Origin of the sequence: Haloarchaeobius lipolyticus, assembly GCF_051208015.1 — an archaeon.
Classification (GTDB): domain Archaea; phylum Halobacteriota; class Halobacteria; order Halobacteriales; family Natrialbaceae; genus Haloarchaeobius.
On sequence record NZ_JBPKGF010000004.1, the window covers coordinates 501,401 to 515,627 of the forward strand.

13 protein-coding genes and 1 tRNA gene are annotated in these 14,227 nt (G+C 65.3%); 4 read left to right on the forward strand and 10 right to left on the reverse strand.

The window, feature by feature from the left end; all coding sequences use genetic code 11:
- Positions 1 to 111 precede the first annotated feature (111 nt).
- The 5 genes from ACSC1Y_RS14890 to ACSC1Y_RS14910 all read right to left on the reverse strand — a co-directional run bounded on the left by ACSC1Y_RS14890 (position 112) and on the right by ACSC1Y_RS14910 (position 6,298).
- Positions 112 to 852: a GAF domain-containing protein gene (locus ACSC1Y_RS14890; protein WP_435335709.1), complete on the reverse strand. Its 741-nt coding sequence runs from the start codon at positions 850 to 852 to the stop codon at positions 112 to 114.
- 95 nt (positions 853 to 947) lie between these two features.
- A complete protein-coding gene (locus ACSC1Y_RS14895; RefSeq protein ID WP_435335710.1) occupies positions 948 to 2,498 on the reverse strand; it encodes a sensor histidine kinase in 1,551 nt (516 codons plus the stop codon).
- 6 nt (positions 2,499 to 2,504) lie between these two features.
- Entirely contained in the window at positions 2,505 to 4,169 is a 1,665-nt protein-coding gene (locus tag ACSC1Y_RS14900; protein WP_435335711.1) for a phospholipase D-like domain-containing protein, read from the reverse strand.
- A 93-nt stretch (positions 4,170 to 4,262) separates the two neighbouring features.
- Positions 4,263 to 5,525 (reverse strand): HEAT repeat domain-containing protein, encoded by a 1,263-nt coding sequence (locus ACSC1Y_RS14905; RefSeq protein WP_435335712.1) that lies wholly within the window; start codon positions 5,523 to 5,525, stop codon positions 4,263 to 4,265.
- 53 nt (positions 5,526 to 5,578) lie between these two features.
- Positions 5,579 to 6,298 (reverse strand): protein sorting system archaetidylserine synthase, encoded by a 720-nt coding sequence (locus ACSC1Y_RS14910; protein WP_435335713.1) that lies wholly within the window; start codon positions 6,296 to 6,298, stop codon positions 5,579 to 5,581.
- A 221-nt stretch (positions 6,299 to 6,519) separates the two neighbouring features.
- On the opposite strand from ACSC1Y_RS14910, the gene ACSC1Y_RS14915 reads away from it, so the two are divergent.
- Positions 6,520 to 6,954: a cupredoxin domain-containing protein gene (locus tag ACSC1Y_RS14915; protein WP_435335714.1), complete on the forward strand. Its 435-nt coding sequence runs from the start codon at positions 6,520 to 6,522 to the stop codon at positions 6,952 to 6,954.
- Between the two features lie 33 nt (positions 6,955 to 6,987).
- Here ACSC1Y_RS14915 and ACSC1Y_RS14920 read toward each other — a convergent pair whose 3' ends face one another.
- The 4 genes from ACSC1Y_RS14920 to ACSC1Y_RS14935 are packed head-to-tail and all read right to left on the reverse strand — an operon-like array spanning position 6,988 to position 9,543.
- Positions 6,988 to 7,674 carry a 30S ribosomal protein S3ae gene (locus ACSC1Y_RS14920; protein ID WP_435335715.1) on the reverse strand — a complete coding sequence of 229 codons (687 nt, stop codon included), beginning with the start codon at positions 7,672 to 7,674 and terminating at the stop codon, positions 6,988 to 6,990.
- A complete protein-coding gene (locus ACSC1Y_RS14925) occupies positions 7,667 to 7,909 on the reverse strand; it encodes a KEOPS complex subunit Pcc1 (protein ID WP_435335716.1) in 243 nt (80 codons plus the stop codon). Before ACSC1Y_RS14925 ends, ACSC1Y_RS14920 begins: the two co-directional genes overlap by 8 nt.
- Positions 7,906 to 9,066: an exonuclease RecJ gene (locus ACSC1Y_RS14930; protein WP_435335717.1), complete on the reverse strand. Its 1,161-nt coding sequence runs from the start codon at positions 9,064 to 9,066 to the stop codon at positions 7,906 to 7,908. The genes ACSC1Y_RS14925 and ACSC1Y_RS14930 overlap by 4 nt, the downstream gene beginning before the upstream one ends.
- A gap of 9 nt (positions 9,067 to 9,075) precedes the next feature.
- Positions 9,076 to 9,543: a 30S ribosomal protein S15 gene (locus tag ACSC1Y_RS14935; protein WP_435335718.1), complete on the reverse strand. Its 468-nt coding sequence runs from the start codon at positions 9,541 to 9,543 to the stop codon at positions 9,076 to 9,078.
- A gap of 314 nt (positions 9,544 to 9,857) precedes the next feature.
- Between ACSC1Y_RS14935 and ACSC1Y_RS14940 the strand changes: the two genes are divergently transcribed.
- Together ACSC1Y_RS14940 and ACSC1Y_RS14945 are read left to right on the forward strand one after the other, a co-directional pair.
- A tRNA-Ala gene (locus ACSC1Y_RS14940) sits at positions 9,858 to 9,929 on the forward strand.
- Positions 9,930 to 10,133: 204 nt separating this feature from the next.
- Complete coding sequence (locus ACSC1Y_RS14945; RefSeq protein WP_435335719.1) at positions 10,134 to 10,754, forward strand: hypothetical protein; 621 nt, start codon at positions 10,134 to 10,136, stop codon at positions 10,752 to 10,754.
- Between the two features lie 59 nt (positions 10,755 to 10,813).
- Here ACSC1Y_RS14945 and ACSC1Y_RS14950 read toward each other — a convergent pair whose 3' ends face one another.
- A complete protein-coding gene (locus tag ACSC1Y_RS14950) occupies positions 10,814 to 12,253 on the reverse strand; it encodes an RtcB family protein (protein ID WP_435335720.1) in 1,440 nt (479 codons plus the stop codon).
- Positions 12,254 to 12,406: 153 nt separating this feature from the next.
- Here ACSC1Y_RS14950 and ACSC1Y_RS14955 point away from each other — a divergent pair, with 153 nt between their 5' ends.
- The gene (locus ACSC1Y_RS14955) at positions 12,407 to 14,164 is read left to right on the forward strand and encodes an adenosylcobalamin-dependent ribonucleoside-diphosphate reductase (protein WP_435335721.1); all 1,758 of its coding nucleotides are present in this window, start codon (positions 12,407 to 12,409) and stop codon (positions 14,162 to 14,164) included.
- Positions 14,165 to 14,227: the final 63 nt, after the last annotated feature.

Consider the following 14,227-nt stretch of genomic DNA (forward strand, 5'->3'; position numbering starts at 1 on the left):
GTCCCTTCCTTCTCGCAGCTCACCGGTCGTGCGTTCTCTCAGTGACGAAGGTGGGCGCGCCGCTCACCGTCCGGTCCCCTGAGCCAGCGCCCCGGGACCGGCCCGTCTGGACTACGTCGACCGCCGACGGGACACGGCGGACGTCATACCCGTCGCGTGATTCGTATCCCCGTCACCGTCCGACGCGTCCACTGCTTCTTCACCATCGTTCGGGGTCATCGGTGACGCTGGCTCTACGGACCACTCGTCGACGTCCACCTCTTCGGAATCGCAACCGACGGAATCTCCCGCATCCTCGGCTGCGCCCCGGAACCGCTCCGCTCGCGCCACCAGGCTGGCGATCTTCGCGAGAGTTCCGACCAGTTCGACCGACTCGCGGTCCCGACCGAACCGGTCGTGGCGGAAGAACGTCACGACGGCGACGAGGTCCTCTCCGTCGGTTATGGGAGCGGCGATGCCGGCGTGTAGGTCAGCATCACGCGCCGCGCTCGCACGGCGGAAGTAGCTCGGGTCGGACCAGGCCGCATCGCGAATCCACTGGACGTCACCGGTCTGCCAGGCGCGCCCCGGTAGTCCTTCTCCCCTCTGGAACGTGAAGTGGGTGGAGACCGAGCGGTACTCGTAGTGCCGTCCGACGTCGCCGTACCAGACGGAGCCCGCACGAAGTAGCTGCTCCCCGCTTTCGGACTCGCTCGGCACCCACGTTTCGGCGTACTGCCAGATGGTTCGTGTACAGACGAGTTCGACCATCTCGGCCAGCGCTTCCTCGAGCGATTCGGCTGACTCCATCGCCGTGACCGCGTCGGAGACGAGGTCGAGCCGCAACGATGGTTCCGTCCTCTGCCACTTCATGCCGAGAGAGAGGCGTTTGGTCGGCTTTACTCGCTCGCACGCTGGTGGCTCCCGTACCGATTCATACCGTGGTGGTTCTCGCCGCCCGAACCGAGTCACACGTCGCGCGTCCGTATCTCGAACCGGGCGCCGCCACTCTCGCTCTCGGTCACGTTGACCTCCCAGTCGTGTGCGTCTGCGATTTCTCTGACGATTGCGAGGCCGAAGCCGGTCCCCGACTCACCGGTGGTGTAGCCGGTCTGGAACACCTTCTCGCGTTCAGCCTCGGGGATACCCGGGCCGTCGTCCTCGACGAAGAAGCCCTCGCCGTCGATGGTGCCGACGCGGACGGTCACGTCGTTCCGTCCGTGTTCGAGTGAGTTCCTGAACAGGTTGTCGAGCAGTCGCTGGAGCCGCTCCTCGTCCGCCATCACGGTCGCCCCGCCGAGGACCTGCAACGTCGCGTTCGGTGGGCTCACGTCCTCCCAGGCTTTCCCGGCGACGGTGGCCAGCGACACGTGTTCGGGTGAGATGACCCGTTTCCCCTCCTGTGCCAGTGTGAGTACGTCGGTGACGATGACGTCCATCCGCTGGAGACACTTCCCGACCGTCTCGAGGTGCTCGTTATCGGTGTCCCGTTTGGCGAGTTCGAGCGCCGCGGCGGCCGTCGAAAGGGGCGTCCGGAGGTCGTGCGAGACGGCACTCGCAAATCGAGAGAGCCGCTCGTTCTGCCGCTCTATCTCCTGCTCCCAGCTGTACCTGCTGGTGAGATCTTCGAGGACGACGATGACCTGCTCGACCGTCTCACCGTCACCCTTCACCGGTGCCGCGTTGACGAGTAACCACCGGTCACCACTCGGGGTATGGACGCCGAGCTGGCGTCCGCGAAGCGTCTTCTGCGTCATCACGACCTCGTGAACCACCATCTCGTTCTCCGGAATCGCACGGCCTTCCTGGTCGAACAGCTCGAACGAAGACTCGACGTATTGCTCGTTGAGCAGCTCGTCCAGTTCGACGCCGAGTACTTTCGCCGCCTGTGGATTCGCGTCGACGACCGTCCCGTCGGGGTCGAAGACCATGACCCCGACAGGATTCGCCTCGAACTGTTTCGTCAGGTGTCGGTGTTCGTCGGCGAGCTCCTTCACTCGCCGCTTTCGAGAGTACAGCCCGCCGAGTATCGCGATGGTCGAGACGAGTGCCACGAGACGTGGGTCGGTCTCCTTCGGTTCGCCGAGGAAGAAGATGATGACCGCGACGAAGCGCTCGCCATCGAGAATCGGCACCCCGAGTGCGGCCCTGAACCCCGCCTTCTCCGCAGCAGATGCGCGGAGAAAGTACTGGAGGTCCGCCCGTGAGACGTCCGAGATCCACTCCATCTCGTGCGTCTCCCAGACTCGACCGGGGAGGCCGACACCTTCGGTGAAGCGAAGTCGTTCTGTCGCGTCCCTGAACGCTTCGAAACCCTCGCCTTCCCCGTACCAGACGTCACTCGCGACGAGTACGTCACCGTCCGGTGTCCAGACCTCGCCGTACAGCCATTCCGAACGCTTGCAGACGAGTTCGACGGTCTCGTTGAGGGCCTCTTCCAGCGTCTCTGCGTCCGCGACCGCCTGCGCCACATCGTGGACGAGTCTGAAATCCTTCGCTGTGTCACCCACCGATACCATGGATGGTCAGAGGCGCCCACGAGTATTCACGGGTTCGTTACCTGTCTCAAAGGATACCTGTCTTCGGAACAGCACCCCGACGCCGGCAGCCGAGACGACAGCGGCGCCGAGTAGAACCCCCGGAACTGGTGCGTCGGGTTCCTCCGCCTGCCAGTCGGCATCGAAGGCGGCATCGTAGTAGGTCCCCACCGCTTCACCCGTGAGGACGACCGCGACTTCGCGGTTCTCGCGCAACGAGTGTCGGTTCCAGTTCACGCTGCCGACGACCACGTGCCGGCCGTCGACGACCACCCCTTTCGCGTGTAGCTTCTCGAACCGGTCGCCCGGTGTCACGAGTTTCGCTCGCAGGTCGAGCCCTTCGCGTTCCGCGAGTGCGTTCAACCGGCGGACGACCCGGCCGTTCTCCGATTCGACGTACCACGCCCTGCTCAGGAGGACACGGACCCTGCTTCCGTTCCGCGCCGCCGAGATGGCGGCCCGCATCAGTGGTGTCTCGACACTCCCGACGGCCATCTGTTCGATGCTGACGGACGTTTCCGCCCCCGCCACGAGCGTCCGCAGCGAACGCTCGGCGTTGTCCGGCGCGACGAGGACGGTGACGTCATCGACGGGGACCGTCTCCGGTGGAATAGTCTGGCGATACGAGCCGGTGGCCACGTCCCCAGAGACGGGGTCGATACTGGAGCGATGGTCCTCCCACGAAGACGCGTCTCGAGCCTGCCAGTCGGCGTCGAACACCGCCTCGAGCGCGGCGACGGTGTCACCTCGAACCGCGACTCCCCAGCCACGGTTCGCGTGCCCACCGCTCCCGGAGGGTTTCCAGTTCTCGGTGAGGACGAGGGCTCGTTCGTCGGCCACCGCGTACTTCGCGTGGTGGAAGTCGTAGCGTGCTTCCTCGCCGCCGAGAACCCGGACCTCGATTCCCGCGTCGGCGAGTCGGTCGAGGACCGCGACCTGCCGAGCGGTCGTCCCCCCGACCGGGTCGGCATCGACGAGGACACGGACCGACACCCCTCGCTCGTGCGCCGCGAGCAGTGCGTCCGCGGCCCGGTGCGAGGCGAACGTGTAACCGGCAAGCCAGATACGGTCGTTCGCTCGGTCGAGTGCGTCGAGCGGTACTGCCGAGTCCGGCGTGACGAAGGCCCGAACCGTCGTCGGCCCCGAACGGGCAGGGGCGAAGTCGGTCTCGCCGGGCGCTATCCAGCGAGTCCCGTCCCACCTGGCTCCGGACGGCGCGTTCCTGTAGGTCTCGGCGTCGATACGGACGCCGTTCCGGCGGAGGACGACGGTCTCACCACCGTTCGCGAGGGCGGGGAAGCCGGTGACTGCGACGGTCTGGTCCGCCACGCCGGCGGGGACCGCCCCGGGGTGGGCGGTGAACGCGACCGTCCCAGAGACGGTCCGGTCGGGGAGGGCAGCGCTTCCCTCGTCGTCCGCGAGTGACCAGCCCGCGAGGTTGGTTCTGCCGTCGAACCGGACGACGACGTACTCGCCACGGTCTCCCGGTGCGGTCGGGTTCGGGAGTATCGCGACGAGACTCGCCGCTGGTGTTTCCTCCTCGGGGTGGGGAGCCGACCAGTCCACCCCTCCGTCGGACGGCGAGGCGAGAGCCGCCGCTGGAGCGCCGAGGAGCGTGGCGACGAGGGCGACGGCCACGAGCTGCTGGAACACGCCGCTACTGGCCGCGGCTTCGGATAAAAAGGGTCGGACGATGCCAGGGACGAAGCCGGCTGCACCAGCGTTCGTCCGGGTGGCGCGTGCGACTTACGCCGTCGGTTCGGCTTCCGGAGACGAGACGGCGTCGGTCGCCTTCTGCGCTTCGTCCTGCACGATGAACGACCGGTCGTCAGCGTAAGCGGCCGCGGTCTCCAGTGCGGATTCGGTTCCGATCTGGTTCAGCGCCCAGGCGGCGCTCGCGCGGACGGTATCGTCCTCGTCCTCGTCGAGCACGTTACCGAGCGGTTCGACGACGCGGGTGTCGCCGATGAGGCCCAGCGCGCGGGCGGCACGGGACCGGATGATCGGGTTCTCGGCCTCGAGCTTGTTGGCGAGCGGCTGGACGGCATCCTCGCTGCCGATCTCGCCGAGCGCCTTGAACGTCACCTTCTGGAGCGCCGGGTCGGAATCCGCGTCCACGTACTCCAGCAGCTTCTCGACCGGCTCTTCGTCCGCGATCTTGCCGAGTACCTTGATGGCCTGCTTGTCGCGGCGGTTCGCGAGGTTCATCATCGGCTCGATGGCCTCGACCGGCCCGAGCCGTTCGAGCGCCTCCATACAGTGCTCCTGCATGAAGTCGGACTCGAAGGTGTCCAGCCCGATGAGTATCTTCTCGGGCTGCATGTCGCGTTCGAACACCTTGATGGCGTGCCACTCCGGCGGGAAGTCCTTGCGGTGGTCCAGCACGTCGTAGAAACCGTGGTAGTCGAGCTGCTCGCGGACGGTGAGGTCGTCCCACTCCTCCGCCGCCTCGAGTTCGGCCTGCAGCTCCTCGACGGCGTCCATCAGCGACTGGATGGTCTCTGTGTCCTCGTCCGGGTCGAGCTCCATCGCGGCGATGACACGGTCTGCCTCGCCGAGCATCTCGGCGGCCTCGTCGACGTCGTCGACGTCCGTGCTCATGCCGAGCTCCTCGTGCGCGATGAACGACTCGACGGCCTCTACGACCTGCGCCTCGCCGTCTTCGGTCCAGCGCGTGTCGGCCACGGTGCTCTGGGCCTCGTCGATCTTCTCGCAGACGTCCTCCGCGTACGGCCCGCGCTGGGACTCGAGTTCGTCGCGCAGGTCCGAGAGCTCGGATTCGAGTTCGTCTGCCGGGTCCTCCTCGTCTTCGTCTTCGGCCGCGGGCAGGTCCGCCGCTTCGAGGTCGGCCTCGATGTCGTCGAGTTCGGACTCGACCTCGTCGAGGTCCGCTTCCGTCTCGGCGGCTTCGAGGTCGTCGGCCGCGGCGTCCAGTCGCTCCTGCAGCGACTCGACGCTCACGTCGTCGGCCCCGGACTGCTCGTCGGCATCGGAATCGTTCTCACTCATATATGTCCCCCGTTGCCGGTTGGTTCATGCGCGCATCTCGGTCCAGCGTGTTCCTAAGCGTTTCCATACCATTCCGTCACGACCCGCCCCCCGCGCCAGTAGAACCAGGGGCCACCCAGCAGGTACGCCAGCGCGAGGGTCAGGATAGCCCACGGGAACGTTCGCCCCCACGAGTAGGGGAACAGAACCGCCAGCGCGTGGACGACGCCCATGAGCAGGGCGTCGCGCGCGAGCAGGTCGGGGTAACGGACCGTCGACACCATCAGGTAGACGAAGACGGCCGTTCCCGTCAGCAAGAGTGCGGGATCGGTCACGTCGCAGAGGACCGCGGCCGCGAGGATGGTCGCGGCGAGCGTCGTCGGCACACCCTCGGTGAACGTGTCCGCGGTATCGTAGGCCGTGTACATCCCGAGCCGGATGACGCCCATCGCGACGAACAGCGCCGGAAGCGCGAGCACCACGGCCGTCCGTAGCGTCGGCTCGGAGAGGACGGTCTCCCAGTTCGACGTCACGGTCGCGTAGACCAGCACCGCGGGCGCGACCGAGAACGAGGCGACGTCCGCGAGCGAGTCGAGATACGGACCGACCTTCGACCCGCCCGAGTACCGGGCGACGACGCCATCGAGCCCGTCGGCGATGCCCGCGAGCAGGATCAGTCGAGCCGCCAGCTCGACGTCCTGCATCGCGACGACGACCGCGACGAACCCCAGCGAGGCGTTCGAGGCGGTCACCACGTCCGCGAGACTCAATCGACCGACGAACCGTGGCAGCATATCAGCGGGGTTGGCTGCCGCCCTTTTACGCTCTTTCGGTCTCCCGGTGGCGTGGACACGCCACAGTCTCGGACTCGAGACACCTGACACCATCGGGCGTTGCCCCACGGCTCGCGACTCGGCGATTCCGCCAGGACACCGCCTGCGACGGTCAGTAGTCCGATTCTCGAATGGTGAGACAGACCGCGTCGCTTACGTCGGAGAGTTACCAACGCCCGCGTATGAAACGCCGTACGTTCCTCGCCGCGATGGGGGCCACGACCACGGTCTCCGGGCTCTCGGGCTGTCTCGCGCTCTCGTCCGGCTCGCGGACCGACTGCACCGACGGTTGCGACGTCAGCATGGGGGCGAGTTCGTTCCGGCCGGCGGAGCTAACCGTCGCCGTCGGCGACACCGTCAGCTGGAAGAACACGTCGAGCAAGGCGCACACGGTGACAGCGTACGGGAACGCGATTCCCGAGGATTCCGAGTTCTTCGCCTCCGGCGGTTACGAGTCCGAACAGGCGGCCCGCGATGCCTGGTTCGGCAAACGAGGGGGCGCCATCTCCACCGGCGAGACATTCGAGCACACGTTCGAGGTTCCCGGAACCTACAACTACGTCTGCATCCCGCACGAACGCGGCGGTATGACTGGCCGGATTGTCGTCGAAAAATAACGGATTCAGCTCGAGTCGAGCCGGGCGGCCGGCTTACTCTTCGTCTTCGTCGGCGTCGCCTTCCGTCTTGTCGACGTCGACGGCCTCGGTGTCGACGTCCTCTTCGTCGACCTCGACGGATGCCTCTTCCTCGGCGGCGACCTCCTCGGGACGCGCTTCGAGGGTTGCCTTCTGGATCTCCACCCGGCGGAGCGGGTAGATGGTCTTCGCCTCGCTGTAGATCGCGGACGAGAGACGGCCCTCGACGACGGAGTCGACGAGGTCCTCGAAGGTGCGCTCGCGAGCGGCCTCGCGGACGATCTTCGTCATCGTCTTGCGGATGGCGCGCTCCTGGCTGTGGTCGGCCTTCTTCGTCGTGAACGCCACGGGCTGAATCTGGACGCGGTAGTCGTCCGTCGTCATCACCGTTACGTGCGCGTCGACCTTCGACGCGCCGCGGCGCACGAGGCTGCGCAGGTAGTCACGGGTCAGTTCGTGTTGGACGAACTCCGTGTACGCTGCGTCGCTGCCCACGTCGGTCACCTTGAACTTCAGCTTGGTGTTGTTCTCGCTGGCGTTGTTGGTGAGCTCGCCGAGGGTTGTTTCGATGGTGCGGTCGAGCACCTTCTCCGGTTCGTCTGCGGGCGTGGTACCCAGCTCCTCCCGGTCGAACAGCTCCGGGGCGTGGAGGGTGTACCAGCGCTTCTTCTCTTTCTTGCGTGAAACGGATCGTTCACTCATGGTTTGGTGGTGTCTGTTGTTCTGCGTGTCGTACCACTCGTGACGCGACGTCGAGGTTCACGACGTAGTCGTCGACGGTCGAGTGCAGGCCGCCGGTCGTCTCGCGCTCGATGCGCGTGACGATGGTGCCATCGTCGACCGTGGTACGCATTTCGTCTGTGTTGTCCGGGGTGAGCGCGGCTGCCACCACGTGGGGGCGGTCGTGCTCGGTCCGGATGGTCGCTCGTCGCGTCATAGTGCCTCCCTGAAAGCGGATATGAACTCCCTGCTCTCGCACTCGAAGGTCGCATAGCCCGTCCGCGGGGTCCCGTCGTGGGCCCCGCCGGTCTGGGTGACCGCCCGCGCCATGACGCCCGCGAGGTCGCGGCCGTCGACGGCAGCGGCGGCCGCCTCGTCGTCCGAGACGACCAGTGCCACCGGTTCGGGCGACCGGAAGTCGCGAACCAGTCTGGCGGCGACCGAGACCGGACCCTCGTCCACGCGCGCGACGAACACGCCGTCGTAGCGACCAGTCGTCGCGTCGCGCACGGTGTCGTGGGCCGCAGTCGCGGTCTCGCGCCAGACCGATAGCGCACTCTCGCGGACGTCGTGACCGAGCGCCAGCGCCACGCCCGTTCCGGGCGCAGCAGCCGCCGTACAGTCGAGGACGTCCGCCAGGCCGCCGACGGTGGCGAAGCTGCCTTCGGGCGTCTCGTACGGGCGAAGCGCGCGGTCGAGCACCTCGCCCGACCGCGGCGTCGCCTCGTCCGCACCGACCGTCTCGACCGCGACCAGCGACGCGAGTGTGCGTCGCGCATCGTCGTCCAGCTCGTCTGCGAGGTCGAGGTCGGCCAGTGCGGCCTGCGTCTCGTCGTGGTCGCCGGAGAACGACGCGTGTACGAGCGTCGAACCGGCGAGTCCGTCTCGGTCGTCTTCGGTGGGGGTCGCGACTCCTGGGCGCCGCCTGAGGCGCCCGCTCGTCTCTGCTGCGTCTACCAGTCGTTCGGTCGCGCCAGCTCCGGGTGTGACGCCCGCTGCGACGGCACCGGCGAGCGCCAGTACCGAGTCGGGTGCGCCACCCAGCTCTCCCGCGAGTCGCCACGCCGCCACGCTCGCCGGCTCGTCGGCCGGGTCGAGGTGGTAGGCGTCGGACTGCGAGGACCCGACGACCAGCGCGATTGCGCCGTCGTCGCGGTCGATGGTCGCACGCTCGGTGCGCTCGGCCTCGGTTCGGCCGACGCTCACCTGGAACGGCGTGCCGACGTCGGCCAGCGCTCTCGCGAGCAGACCGGCCGCGGCGACGGCGTCGCCGTCCGCACGGGCGACCAGATGGACGAACGGGGCGCTCCGCATGGCGGGCGCGATGCGCTCGCCGGAAGCGTCCCCGTCAGCTGTGCGACCCGAGTGCGACATGTGGAGTTCTTAGCCTTCGAGGAGTTCTTTCGCTTCGTCGTAGTTGTACTCGAAGTCGGCGTCCAGCTCGTCGCCCCGGTAGTACGAGACGAGACGGCGGACCTTCGACTCCGTGTTCTGGAGTGCGCGCTTGTTCTGGAAGTCCTGCTGGTTCTCCTCCATGTGGTCGCGGAGGCGAACAGCTCGCTCCATCAGGTTGCGCAGGTCTTCGGGCAGGTCAGCAGAGGCGTCGTTCTCCTCGAGGATCTCGGTGACCTTCTTCCCCGTCGCCAGCTTGACGTTGGGGACGGGAGTGCCGGTCACGCCCTCGTCGCGCAGCTTCATACCGATCTGCGACGGGTCGTAGCCCTGCTCTGCCAGTTCGACGACGCGCTCTTCGATCTTGTCGGCGTCGACGTCACTCCACTCCGGGTTCTCATCCACCGCGGGTCGGTCCGAACCGGACTTGCCGCGACGGCGGGTGTGCATTCTGGCCATTGTCGATGATAGGAACAACAGACCGAAAGATATGCGAATCCGACACGCCACAGGCGTCTCTCGACGCCCGCGGCTGTCGGGAGCACCTCCGTAATCCCAAGCCGGCGGAAGCCCGCCGACGAGTCAGATTTACGGCCGTGCTGTTCCCGTGGGATGCTTCCCGAAGCGCGGACTAAAGGGTTTCTACTCGCTCTCGCGTGCGTGGGAGAGACACCACCGTTTCGTGTGAAGCGTCGCCACGGGAGGCCGTCCCGTCACGCAATCGATTCGAGAGGTTTATCAATACCCCCCGACCAACGTATGAATGCAATCGAGGGCTCGTAGATCAGAGGTAGATCACTCCCTTGGCATGGGAGAGGCCCCGGGTTCAAATCCCGGCGAGTCCATTTCCTTCGTTCACTACGTTCACTCAGTCAATGGACTCGCCGTAGTCCCACTTGCTCGCTTCGCTCGCTCGCGGGACTCCCGGCGAGTTTTATTTAATATCGAACCGATAATCCAGCATTTAACCGCCTAAAAGAGACGGTTTAGAGAATTTTTAGAAACTAGCACATAGTATTTAACTAACTATAGAGCAGAGAATTTCAGACATGAAACCTCTAAGAAAAGCAATCGTTCAGATAAGGTCATATTTCGACATATACAACCAGATTTTTGTAGCTATTTCATTACTTATAATTGGTGCGACAGCCATTTTTGATGCCTCATTATCAGTCGCTGTGGCTTTATTCACTGCAGTTTACTCATTCATCGCATTCAATCAGATGAGGAGTTCTGACAGCGTATGGGCACGTTCCCCAACCGTCCGTCGAGAATATAAAAAAGATAGTGAGTCAGACACATTTGATTTCGGTCTAAGAAACTTTGGTCCAGGTCCGGCTCTCTATCTTCGAGCCCATGCAACTGTTGTGCCAGAAGGCCCAGAATACACGCTTGCAAAATCCGAAACACCTCTTCATCTTTCGGAAGGAGAATTTGTTTCAGTATTGCAGGGGGAACTAACAGAGCTACGAGATCGGGAGTCAGATTTGTATAATAATGATGATTCAAAACGAATTGAACTCTATTATACGTTCGATTCGCTGTCGGGAAGGCAAACACCGCCTGACTTAAAGGAACCGTGCAGCCGATCCATTGAGGAAGTCATTAAAATGTCTGAAAATCCAAGAGAAGAGAGGCTAGAGAACATTAAATACAATTGTTCTAAATAATTGGGATTCTATATTTCATTTGGCTCCTCAATGAACATTTCTTCAGGTGGTTTCACCACTCACCCCTTGATGTTCGCCATCGGCTTCAACCGCGCAACCTTCGTCCCGATGCCGAGCGCGTCACTCACCCGGATGACCTCGTCGACGTCCTTGTACGCACCCGGCGCTTCCTCGGCCAGCGTCGCCTTCGACCTGGCTTTCACGTAGATTCCCTTCGCCCGGAGCGACTCCTGCAGTTCGCCGGACGGGAAGTCCTTCTTCGCCTGGGTGCGCGAGAGTGCCCGGCCGGCGCCGTGGGCCGTCGACCCGAAGGTCAGCTCCAGCGAGCGGGGACCGCCACAGAGGACGTACGAACTCGTGCCCATGCTGCCGGGGATGAGGACCGGCTGGCCGACGTCGCGGTAGGCGTCGGGGACCTCGGGTCTGCCGGCGGGGAAGGCCCGGGTGGCGCCCTTGCGGTGGACGAGCAGGGTCTGCTCGACGCCGTCGACCTCGTGGCGTTCCTCCTTCGCGATGTTGTGACAGACGTCGTAGACCAGCTCGACGGACTCGTCGCCGAACAGGACCTCGAAGGCCTCGCGGACCGCCTGGGTCATCGCCTGGCGGTTGGCCCACGCGAAGTTGGCCGCAGCGTACATCGCGGCGCGGTAGTCCTGGGCGGCCTGGTCGGCCAGCGGCGCGTAGATGAGCTGGCGGTCGGGGAGCCTGCCGACGAGGCCGGGATAGGTCTTCTCGAACCGGCGGATGTAGTCGGTGCAGGTCTGGTGGCCGAGGCCGCGCGAGCCGGAGTGGATGGTCACGACGACCTGGCCCTCCTCGATGCCGAATGCCCGCGCGGTGGGTTCGTCGAACACCTCCTCGACGCGCTGGACCTCGAGGAAGTGGTTGCCCGACCCGAGCGAACCGACCTGTTTCAGCCCGCGCTGGAACGCCTGGTCGGAGACCTTGTTCGAGTCGCCCGGCAGCTTGCCGTTCTCCTCACAGTGTTCGAGGTCGGCGTCGGTCGCGTGGCCGTGGTCGCGCATCCACTCCATCCCGCCGGCGAGGATGCCCGCCAGGTCCGCCCCGTCGGTCGAGATGTAGCTCCCCTTGCCGACACCGACGGGGACCAGCCGGTAGAGGTAGTCCGCGAGCTCGCGTTCTTGGCCCCTGAGTTCGTCGGCGGTCAGGCCAGTGCGGAGCAGGCGGACGCCGCAGTTGATGTCGAACCCGATACCGCCGGGGCTGATGACGCCCGACTTTCGGTCGACTGCGGCGACGCCGCCGATGGGGAAGCCGTAGCCTTGGTGGCCGTCCGGCAGGAGGACCGAGTACCGCTGGATGCCGGGCAGGGTCGCGACGTTCCGTGCTTGCGTGAGCGTCAGGTCGTCGGTCGACCGCATCTCGGCGAGCAGGCTCGCCGAGGCGTACACCCGCACGGGGACGAGCATGTCATCCGCGCGGGGAATCTCGTAGACGTTCTCTTCGACCTCGTTCAGTGGAAGTTCTGCGATCGCCATGGAGGGTCACTAGGCGTGAGTACGCCGTGAGACAGCGAGAGGGTTCGCCTTGGTGTCTGACGACGGAGAGAACGGACACCGAGGCGGTGACGAGTGCGAACCCCTCAGCAGGGGTCGGGTATCGTTACGCCCGTTCGCGACGGATGTTCACCCGTGGAACGACCAGTCCCCACGGAGAACCGTCCGACGTTGAGCGACCCGAGCCCGGTCGCGAGGACCGTCCTCGAACAGCGGTGCCTCCGCCGAGACGAACACGGGACCGTCGTGGAGACGCCTGCGGAGCTCGTCGAGCGGGTCGCGACCGCGGTCGCCAGCGTCGAGGACCAGTACGGCAACGACCCGAACATCGTCGCGAGCGAGTTCGCGGCGATGCTCGACGCGCTCTACTTCCTCCCGAACTCACCGACGTTGAGCAACGCAGGGACGGGGACCCAGCAGCTAGCGGCCTGTTTCGTCCTCCCGGTCGAAGACTCGCTCGAGTCCATCTTCGGCGCGCTCGGGAACGCGGCGCTCGTGCACCAGACCGGTGGTGGGACGGGATTCTCGTTCTCGAGACTCCGCCCCAGTGGAGACGTGGTCGGCGGGAGCGGCGGCGTCGCCAGCGGCCCCGTGAGCTTCATGAAGATATTCGACTGCGCCACCGAGCAGGTCAAACAGGGTGGTCGTCGACGCGGGGCGAACATGGGCGTGCTCGCAATCTGGCATCCGGACGTCGAGACGTTCGTCACCGCGAAACGGACCGAGGGAGTGCTTCGGAACTTCAACCTCTCGGTCGCGACGGACGCCCGCTTCTGGGCGGCCGTTTCAGAAGGGTCCACCTACGACCTCGTGAATCCCCGGACGGGGACGGTGACGGAGACGGTCGACGCCGGTGCACTCCTCGACGAGATCGCGGCCGCGGCGTGGGAGAGCGGCGACCCGGGCATCGTCTTCCTCGACGCGATAGCCGCAGCCAATCCGACTCCTGCGCTCGGTTCTATCGAGGCGACCAACCCGTGCGGGGAGACCCCGTTGCTCCCGTACGAGGCCTGCGTGCTCGGCTCGGTCAACCTCGCGCGGATGACGACGGACGGAGGAATCGACTGGGACCGGCTGGGCCACACCGTCAGGTTGGCCATCCGATTCCTCGACGACGCTATCGACGCCTGCACCTACCCCCTGCCGGAGATAGAGGCGGCCGTGACCCGGACGCGGAAGCTCGGCTTCGGAGTGATGGGGTTTCACGACCTGCTCGTCGACCTCGGAATCTCGTACGATTCGGACGAGGCCGTCGCGGTCGCGGAGGAGATGATGGCGTTCGTCTCCGAGGAAGCGTGGGAGGCCTCCGCCGATCTCGCCGCAGAGCGCGGCACCTTCCCAGCGTTCGGCCAGTCGGAACTCGACGGGCCGGTCAGGAACGCCACCACGACGGCTATCGCCCCGACTGGGACGCTCTCGCTCGTCGCTGGCTGTACATCGGGAATCGAACCGATGTACGGCGTCGCCTACGAGAAGCACGTCCTCGGCGGCCTGGAGCTGGTGAACGAGCGGTTCGTCGACATCGCACGCACTCGTGGCTTCGATACCCCCGCTCTCCTCGCGACAGTTCGTGACCGGACCTCGATACAGGACGTCGACACGGTTCCCGCCGATGTCCGGCGACTGTTCCAGACCGCTCACGACGTCTCCCCGGTTCGTCACCTGGAGATACAGGCCGCCTTCCAGCAGCACACGGACAACGGCGTGAGCAAGACCGTGAATCTGCCCGAGTCGGCCACCGTCGAAGACGTTCGCGACGTGTACGAACTCGCCCGGGAGCTCGACGTGAAAGGCATCACAGTGTTCCGGAGTGGCTGTCGGCGCGAGCAGGTGCTCGGGTCGAACCCACTGGAAGATGCCTGTCTCAGAGTGTGTGACGGGCGACGTCAGTAGGCGAGCCGCCCGGGTAACTTGCTGGTTGAAAAACGGCCTTCTTTCGCAAGCCAGCTATGGATT